Genomic DNA, 9,088 nt, shown 5'->3' with positions numbered 1-9,088 from the left:
ATCGCATAGGTCAAGGTGATCGCATGGGTACCTCAGAAATATCCCAGAGATATCTAAAAGGACCCTCGGAGGACCCTCAGAGGACCCTCGGATAACTTTTGGTCGACCACTGGGCGACCCGTGGGCGACCCTCGGATAACTTTTTCTGAAATGTGAGCCGTATTTGAGTGTGATGTGACAGTCAGTGTGCCAGTCATGGGGGTGTGAGTCCCCCTGTGTCTACCCAGAGTCTTTGAAACCGTCAAAGGTAAAACGCGATCTCAACCCTTCCACCCCTTTAAGTGCTTCAAACGATCTCAACCCTTCAAGACTCAGAGTGCTATCGAGAAAGTTTCTGGGCGATATGCTTATAAGGTGTTTCTCCAGAAAGTTTCCATAGATTAAGCAGTTATGCTGCAAAGTCGTCGCTCAACCAATGAATCAAGTGTCCGAACTCCCGCAGATCGTCATCGGTATTCCCGGTGCATGGACCGACCGCTCCGATATTGTCACGGCCATCGCCAAGAACAGCGGCGGATATCTCTACGCCGGAATGCTCCTGATGCACATCGACACAAAGTGGTCGTGTACTCTAGAGATTTATGATCGCGATCCTGAACTGCGTGGGGCGTTTGAAATCGCAGGCGGTGGCAGGTTATCCGAAGCTGAACTTATCGCCATTGAACAGCACACGCACACGATCTACCTCAGCGTAGATGGGGGGTCGTTCGATAGTGCGCGTAACCTTATGCACGCCGCGAAAGCGTTGCTCAATTGCGGCGGAATCGCTGTCAAAATCGAATCAACAGGGATTGCCCATTCGCCTGCTCAATGGACCGAATGGGCAGATGATGAATTGCCGCTTGCCGTCATGAATGCATTCGTCACGTACGTTGGGGGTGATGGGGCGTTCTACTCTTGCGGCATGCACAGTATCGGCCACCGTGACGCTGTTGTAACCGCAGATATCACTTCCAACGATGCGGCACATCTTCTTCACCAGTTTTTACGGTACATCGCGTTTGAAGATCCATCGATTCACGACAACGAGACATTCAGCGTTGACGCAACCGCCCCAAGATATCGCGTGTGCCAATCGCCTTGCATCATGTTTCCGTCGGATGATCTGTTCCACAATCCGTATGGTGTGTGGCTATTGTCTCCCGTATAGGACAACTCAGGCTAACAATTGCGTGAACCGGAGCGGCGAATCCGGCGGAATCTGAAATCAACGCGCAACGTCGCCGCCCGATTACGCAGTCGTTATGCGCTGTCAGTGATGACCACGAAGGAAGTCGTTCTCTTAAAGAATGAGATAGAAATTTGCCATGAATCCTAAGATCGAGTCGAAAGGGCCGATGCACTTCGTCGGAATCAGACACAAATAAGCACAACGCCTTTAATGCAAGGCCTAATTCTGCCAATGTATTTTGTGTGTTGCGTATGAAGTGCTGCTGACTCTCTTAGCCCAAATGGTTCGATAATCTTAAAGCTAGCCCCGCAAGAGCACGGACAGGATTTGCTGCAGTGCTGATGGGCATGACAGACATATCGCAAACATACAGGCCGGTGGTGCCTCGGATTTTGAGGTCTTCATCGACAACCGACTGATCATTGAAGTCAGCGTTACGGTTTGCTTTCCATGGCATTCGCAAGGTGCCGCAGGCGTGATGTACGGTGCCCCAACCAAAAGGCCATTGCTTGCCATCGTCACTACCATAATCACCGGTCATAACGTCCACATCATTGAATTCTGCGAAAACACGATCTCTCGTTTGATTGAGTAGATCGAAAAACTCATGCTGTCCTTTTCGCCAGCCCGCGAGAGCCGGGAATCGAGACTGCAACAAATCATCCAGCACTGAAAACCGTTTGAAGCGAATGTCTGGGGTATAGCCATCATTCGCGTGCGAGAGAATACCGTTCTCATCATCCAAGCAATTGGCAAAGCTGAACTTGATGTCTATACGAGTTTTGCTGGTATCATCGACAACGGGTTCAGCAGAGGGATCGTTGTTTCTCAAGTGCCAGTATTCGTGATTAATATTCATTTCGATATTGAAGGGAAAGCTCACATGCCCGTTGGCGTCAAGGTTGCCGCGTGAGTAAAAGATGATCTTGGCGTGATCGCGGCGACTAAGCGCAACACTGCCTAGTGACGAAACATACGCCTGAGACTCTCCGGTAACGGGATGATCTGTTAGGCCAAAGCCGACCAGCTGTTTAATGTTATCGGGCATACTTTGATAAACCGCCGAGCGATTGACCAGCTTAGGACTTTCCGTAGAACCCGCAGCAATCACGACTTTAGGCGAATAAAAACTCGTTTGTTCTCCGGTGATAGTGTCGGTAGTTTTAACTTCATACCAGTCAAAGGGGACACTGTTGATAGCTTCGACAAAGCTGTTGAGCTTGATGAAGAGTCCTGGCCCATCGAGGTTGACGTCTGGTGTGGTTAAGCCGACCTGATTAATGAGTAGTTCAGCTGTGTTAAACACACCCGTCGGCTCTACAAAAAGCTGATCACGCGGTGTACCATCAGGGTTGAGATAGGGCTGGTGCAGAGCACGAGGTGCCTCCTCTATTACGAAGTCATCATTCAGAGAACTGTTTTGGAAATGGTTCACCACGTCTTGAGCTTTTTTGCCTAGTGAGATGGACTCATTCATCCGGTCAGCGGCTAAGCTAAAGTACTTTGCCTTCAAAGCCTGACGAACGGTATCGGGAAAGAATTCCAGTTCCCAGCTTTGAGGTTCTGGAATCAAGCCGGACCAGAAAATGGACCGTCCACCAAAAGCGAATTGGGGCATTTCACCGATGAAATGGAAGTCGCTTTGAGGCTGCTTAAAGTTATCGACTCCAAAATGTCTAGCCACAGAAGCGTTGGGGATCCGGCTGATATTGTAGACATGCGTTGGATAGACGAATGACCCCGCATCCAATATCAAAATGCGATGACGTTGCCCCAGGCGGTCTGCCAAATCATCGGCCAAGATGCCGCCACCCATTCCAGAACCAATGATAATGAAGTCAAAATCTTTATTGGTACCGTCGTAGTCTCGGATCAGACGGGTGTGGGCTTGAGGCTTTTCGACAACCAAATTGGCATAGTTGTTCTGAAATGGCATTGATTCTGTCCCAACTAACGACGACTTGTGATGTTCTACATAACAAGTAAGATGGAACTTCTTAGTTGGACAGTACCCCTATGGGTGATTTTTCAATGTGATTGCAACCTAACTATCTGGTTGCACCCAATAGCGTAGAAAATTCTGGTCAGGATTGAACGGTAAATAAAAATGGGTGAACCAGTCCGTTAATTTCAAATTAATTAGCTGGCCCGCGACGTAGCGATTCAGCATAGAGCCCCCACGGTAAACGACCGAGCAATATCGACAGCCATATCGATCGACTCAAATTCTGCCAACAACCACCCTTGTGACTCCCATCACCACACTTCCTCAGCCAATCTCAGAAACCCCTTAAGCAACCTTCAGGTAGCGGTCAGATAGCGTTCAGGTAGCCCCGGCATTCTTGTAATCAATGAAGCAAGTCCAATACTTCACTGATTCCTAAAGGAGCTTTAACCATGAAACGCACACTTCTTTCCGCCTTAACTGTTCTCGTTGCCTCCGCTGCGATCTCACCCGTGGCTTCTGCCGTTGAGCCCGCTAGCTTCAACATCCAAGAAACCCGTCTCGAAGAACTAGATCGCTCGCACTAAGAACTCCGTCCACAAACTACGCCTTGAGCACCTCAATAACCAGACCAAGGCCATTGAAGATATTCAAGCCGCTCGGCTTAGATGCTCTTGATGCTCGGACCAAGGCTGTAGACAATATCCAGGCTGAGCGCTTAAACGCCCTGGATGCTCGCACTAAGAATTCCGTCCATAAGCTACGTCTTGAGCACCTGAACAACCAAACTAAGGCTGTTGAGGATATTCAAGCCGCTCGTTTGGAAGCCCTAGACGCTCGCACTAAAGCTGTCGATAACATTCAGGAAGTTCGCTTAGACACACTGGATGCTCGTACTAAATCCGTCCGCTAACAGATCGTTGAGCTGTTGCGGTCATCAGGTGAACAAGCTTGGGTGCCCGGTGCAGACTCCGTAATCTGTGAAAGGCTTCATTCCCAGGGCACCCTTTTTCCACTCAGACTCTCCGTACAACACACACTCTAAGCCTCTGCCGATTGGTGGGGGCTTTTTTGTGGGAGGGGGAGCTTCAATCTGCTAGTAAACCTCAATCCGCACCCGCACTCGCCCCCACATTGGCCAACGCATAGCAACACCTGCCCATCAGGCACCACCACCGGCACCGACACCGCAAACCGGCCAGGCCCAAAGTACACGCGACGTACCCGCACCTGGTAACCAACCACCGCATTGATGGGATCTCAGGTGGGTTGGTTATCCTCCTCGATTGCTCTATCTGGCGCAGTCAATAGTCTGGACTCAATCGCTTCCCATTCCTTGCGAGAGACTCGAACAGCTGCATTTTTGCAATTGATGATCAGCTTGACGGCGTAGAGGTACTTATCTAAGGCTTGGGCCTCTGCAGGTGAGAAGGTTATTAACTCTTTTCCTAAGTGAAAGAAGGTTAGAAACGTTTCAATCAGCTGCTTAGCAAAACTTTGACATTTGTCAGACGTGACCTCATCAAAAGGGATTTGTTCTTCCAGGTTCTCTAAAGAAATTTGTTCTTTCAGGTTCTCTAGCTGCTTGAAAAGTGCTTCGTAATCGACAGCGTTGGCAATGGTTCTGGAGAAGACAATAGCTCTGGCGCTGGCGACATAGCTGGCTCTGTCTATGGCGTTGCCTTTGTCAATTCCATCGTCCATGGCGCTGGTTCTGTCGATGGCAATGGTGAGGGCATTGTTGATGATACTATTGATGGGGCCATCGTCACCGATGTCTCTGTCGCTGATGCAGGCAATGGAAATGGCGTTGATAATGGCTCTGTCTATGGTTTTGGCAATGGCGATGGCAGCATACGAAAGCCACGCCCTTGAGGCCAGTATTTGATTACTAGGAAGTGAACTATCGCTTAGATCAATTGCCCACTGCAATAAATCTTGTAGCTTTGGCTCTCTAATAAAGACATTCGCTTGCTGTTCCATCGCTAGCAAGAGTTCATGACTATGCCTACCTGCCAATCCTGACACCAGTAGAAACACCTCTCGCCAGCGCTCATCTGTTAAATGCTCACTGACCAATTCTTCAATAAGCCATTGGCTACTACTGATATACCGAGCTGCGAGGTATTCCTGAAGCGTCAAATGAGAAAACGAATAAGTATTCGTTGCTCTCTCTACCAATATCCCTTGTTGAACCTCAATTGCTTCAAGAACTTTAGCTCCATCAAGGTATTTGGGAGCATCTAACGTATCAGCAAGAAACGTTGCAATTTGATCAGTAATCTCCTGCTCTGAGAAAAAGAGCTGATCATCTTTGAAGCTGTTATAGGCAATCTCAGACAGTAATTCTTTTTCCAAACCAGTATGAAGGCCCTGATAGATCGGGTCTCGCTTAATCCGCTTCTCAGCGGCCCAATCCTCTAACAAGATATCGAGTGCCTTTCCATATAGGTCACTACGTACAGGAGGTAGTGATTGAGAACGGTCATAGACTAAACACAAGAATGTAAGCAGCAACGGGGTTTGGGCCAATTCTTTGGCAGACTTGTTCTCCGGTTGTTCTATCAGCTCCCAGAATTCCTTAGCAGTGTCCGACTCCAAATCCAGTTCTGAACTAAACCACCGCCGAACGAATTCCTGAATCTGCTCATCATCGAACTCAGCCATCGTGACATCAGCGAACCGATTAAATCCACCTTTATAGGCAGCTATACGACATGAGGTCACGAAACGGTTCTGACTATGCCGGTCGCAGAAATCTCTCATCTGCTCAATGACGCTATCTACTTGCTTAAATGGAACCTCATCAAGACCATCCAGCAGCAAAAGCATCTTGCCGTCTGAGAGCATGGACTCAACCAGACTCTCTGCATAAGGGAATCCACTAATTTCTAGCTCTTCAGAGATCGCCTGTTGCAGGCTCATTTCCTCACTTCTGAAGGATTTAAGCTCAATGAAAACTGGAACCATGTCATGAGCCAGCTGTTTTTCCAGGGCTTCTAATCCAAGCTTTCGTAAGAAGGTACTTTTGCCAACACCTGGTCCACCCAGCACCATCAGGTATTGCTCATTGTTGGCAGCGGTTAACCCATCCTGGCGTTCATCTTCACCAACCCTGAATCGACGATTACCGGATTCTCGGTAAAGCTCCTCCAAGTTATCCAAGGTTGAAAAATACTTGAGGTCTGAATCCCTGAGAAATTTGACGGCTGTATAGATCTTGTCCAGGGGCATTCCCTCTTTCATCAGGCCGGGAAGCACCTTGATATTGCAATGGCGCTCTAAATAGTTCTGGTGATACTTGGCGGAGGCTTGTGCGATCGCACGTTGAGCGTTGAGGCGTTCTTGCTTTAGCTCGGTATCTTTGAGCCCCTCATGGTATTGGGACTTTAGGAAGTTCCAGGTGGTATCAAAGATGGGGCCGATGATTCCATTGATAACGTCACCGAGCATAGTCGTTGCCTTTGCTTTTACCTTTTACCTGCAAGTATCTGCAATCACCTTGGATTAAGTTTAATCACTGCTGATAGCTATGGCACGCTGCTTCAGCTGGATTTTAGAAAGCCTTTTCCACAGGGTTGTGGAATACGTGGAATAAGTAGAACTGTTTATGCTTCTAGCAAAACCCACTTCAAGCAATCATCAATAATCGCACTTCAAGCAACTCCCAGGCTTTACGTGACATACCAATAGCCGAACGCTGACAGCTTAGCAAGAGTTCGTAGGCATACAGATATTCGTGAACGCAGTTCCATTCCTCCTTTGACAAGGAAATAGACTCAACGCTCAGGCCTAAGGCCATAGGAAAAACTTCTTCAAGTTCATCAGCATAGCTAATCCATTCATTAGCTGATGCAGATGGTTGAGGCATTTTTCCCTTTAACTTTAGTAGCTTGCCAGGCAAGCTGTTGAATTCTGATGTATTGAAAATTTTTAGTTGATTTAGACACTTAGTAAACTCGATAGCACTGTTGACAGCATTGTCGATATCGCTGTCGATGTCAATTGCTCTCTCAATGTCAGTTCCTCTTTCACTAGAGCAGATCAGCTCATTGTTATTAAAAATGCGATCGTTATCACTGTAATTGAGGCCAGGGTCCTCAAAGATAATGAAGGCAATGTCACTGAAGGCAATGTCACAATCGATGTCGAAGTCACTCTTGTGCTCGAAAACTTCCTCAACGTTGAATGGGCTGTCAATTTCGTTAACAATATCGCGGATGCGAACACTGACTTTAGCAATGTTAATGGCAATATTTCTGGCACTTTCGATAATAATTTCGCTGGCATGGTTATCAACAATAGCCATGGTGATAGCCAAAATACTACTGCTGTTGAAGTCACTGTCAATAGCAATAGCGATCGCAATGGCGATGGCTACTTTTGCAAATTTCTTACACTCAGATGGAGAGTCTTGTACAATTTGGCTTGCCCATTGAATTAAATAGCTTACTCTCGGCTGGATACGAATACCTGTTTTAGCCTTTTGATCAATTGCTTCAAGTAGTTCATTGCCACGTCGCCCCATCAATCCAATCACCAGTAAAAAAACTTCTCGCCAGCGCTGATCGATGAGGTGCTGATTGACTAACTCTAGAATAAGCCGATTATTAACAACATACAGAGCTGTGAGGTATTCCTGCAGAGTGAGATGGGAGAATGAATAAATATTTGTGGCTCGTTCTACAAGAATGCCTTGTTGGACTTCAATGGCTTGTAGGACAGCTGGGCCATCTAAATACTCAGGTGCATCGAGGGTATCAGCTAGGTAGGTGGTGATGCAGTCAGTGATCTCTGTTTTTGAAAAGAATAGGCGATCTTCCTCAAAGCTCGTGTATGCAATTTCGCTGAGTAGGTCTTTCTCTAGCTTGGGATGAAATCCCTGATATATGGAGTCTAGCTTTAATCTCTTTTGGGCTGACCATTCGCTTAAAAGAAGATCCAATGCGCTTTCATATAGAGTACTGCGTTGATTTGGCAGCATTTGTTTTCGTTCATAAACTAAGCACAGAAATGTCAGAAGCAAAGGTGTCTGGGCCAGTTCTTTAGCCGCTTGGTTTTCAGGCTCCTGCAACTGCTCCCAATAATGATTAGCTGTATCAGCCTCCTGGTCTAACTCAGAGCTAAACCATCGATAAATAAATTGCTCAATTTGTTCATCATCAAAATCTGCAATGGTGACATCACTAAACTGGTTGAAGCTACTGTGATAGGCCGCTGTACGACAGGAGGTAACAAACGTGTTTTTGTCATATTGTGTGGCAAAGGCTTCGATCTGCTCAATCACCCGATTCATATTAAGAGTAGGGACCTCATCCAGACCATCAAGTAGGAGCAGTAACTTTCCTTGCTTAAGTGATTCTGCTGTAAATGCTTCAGTATCTGGGAACCCACAAATTTCAAATTCTTTGGCGATCTCACCTACCAGGTCGATACTCTCATTTCTAAAGGTTTTGAGTTCGAGAAAAACTGGAATTTGGTTACTCTTCAGCTGTCCTTCCTGGCCTTTGAGTGCTTCTAACCCAAGCTTTCTCAAAAAAGTGCTTTTACCAATACCGGGTCCACCCAGGACCATCAGGTATTGCTTTTCCTTAGCGATGCTCATACCATCATGTCGCTCGCCTGCTGCCTGAAAGCCACGTTTACCCTGGTCACGATAAAGTTGCTCTAGATCATCTGGTGTAGCAAAGTAACGTCGACTGCGATCATCCAGAAACTTAACCGCTGTATAGATCGAGTCCAGGGGAATAGGGTCTTTCATCAGCCCTGGCATGATCTTCATTTGTCCGTGACGGGCTTCGTATTTTTTGTGGTATTCCCGTGAGGCTTTGAGGACCCGTCCTTTATCCTCGACATACTGCTGACCTTCACGAATCTGTCCAACCACTTTATTGCCAAGGTTGCCACCAGCTTTCCACAGCTGTTCAAAGATCGGAACCGCAATACCGCTGATGACACTTTCCAGCATGAGG

At 47.2% G+C, this 9,088-nt stretch carries 4 protein-coding genes and 1 pseudogene; 2 read left to right on the top strand and 3 right to left on the bottom strand.

Annotation, left to right across the window (positions count from 1 at the left end; genetic code table 11):
• The first annotated feature begins 415 nt into the window (after positions 1-415).
• A complete protein-coding gene (locus U2F10_RS24440; protein WP_499873544.1) occupies positions 416-1,150 on the top strand; it encodes a hypothetical protein in 735 nt (244 codons plus the stop codon).
• 292 nt (positions 1,151-1,442) lie between these two features.
• On the opposite strand, the gene U2F10_RS24435 is transcribed toward U2F10_RS24440, so the two are convergent.
• Positions 1,443-3,107: a GMC family oxidoreductase gene (locus U2F10_RS24435; RefSeq protein ID WP_499873543.1), complete on the bottom strand. Its 1,665-nt coding sequence runs from the start codon at positions 3,105-3,107 to the stop codon at positions 1,443-1,445.
• 461 nt (positions 3,108-3,568) lie between these two features.
• On the opposite strand from U2F10_RS24435, the pseudogene U2F10_RS24430 reads away from it, so the two are divergent.
• Positions 3,569-4,029: pseudogene (locus U2F10_RS24430) on the top strand (hypothetical protein).
• Positions 4,030-4,376: 347 nt separating this feature from the next.
• Here U2F10_RS24430 and U2F10_RS24425 read toward each other — a convergent pair.
• Both U2F10_RS24425 and U2F10_RS24420 read right to left on the bottom strand, forming a co-directional pair.
• A complete protein-coding gene (locus U2F10_RS24425) occupies positions 4,377-6,569 on the bottom strand; it encodes an NACHT domain-containing protein (protein ID WP_499873542.1) in 2,193 nt (730 codons plus the stop codon).
• 178 nt (positions 6,570-6,747) lie between these two features.
• Positions 6,748-9,084, bottom strand: a complete 2,337-nt coding sequence (locus U2F10_RS24420) for an NACHT domain-containing protein (protein ID WP_499873541.1) — start codon at positions 9,082-9,084, stop codon at positions 6,748-6,750.
• Positions 9,085-9,088: the final 4 nt, after the last annotated feature.

It is taken from the genome of Leptothoe sp. EHU-05/26/07-4 (assembly GCF_043421015.1).
Taxonomy (GTDB): domain Bacteria; phylum Cyanobacteriota; class Cyanobacteriia; order Phormidesmidales; family Phormidesmidaceae; genus Leptothoe; species Leptothoe turfae.
This window is presented reverse-complemented; position numbering and strand designations above follow the sequence as displayed.

Bases quoted from the DNA above. Each gene is read 5' to 3' on its own strand.
- U2F10_RS24425 (WP_499873542.1), bottom strand. From the start codon at position 6,569: ATGCTCGGTGACGTTATCAATGGAATCATCGGCCCCATCTTTGATACC.
- U2F10_RS24440 (WP_499873544.1), top strand. From the start codon at position 416: ATGAATCAAGTGTCCGAACTCCCGCAGATCGTCATCGGTATTCCCGGT.
- U2F10_RS24420 (WP_499873541.1), bottom strand. From the start codon at position 9,084: ATGCTGGAAAGTGTCATCAGCGGTATTGCGGTTCCGATCTTTGAACAG.
- U2F10_RS24435 (WP_499873543.1), bottom strand. From the start codon at position 3,107: ATGCCATTTCAGAACAACTATGCCAATTTGGTTGTCGAAAAGCCTCAA.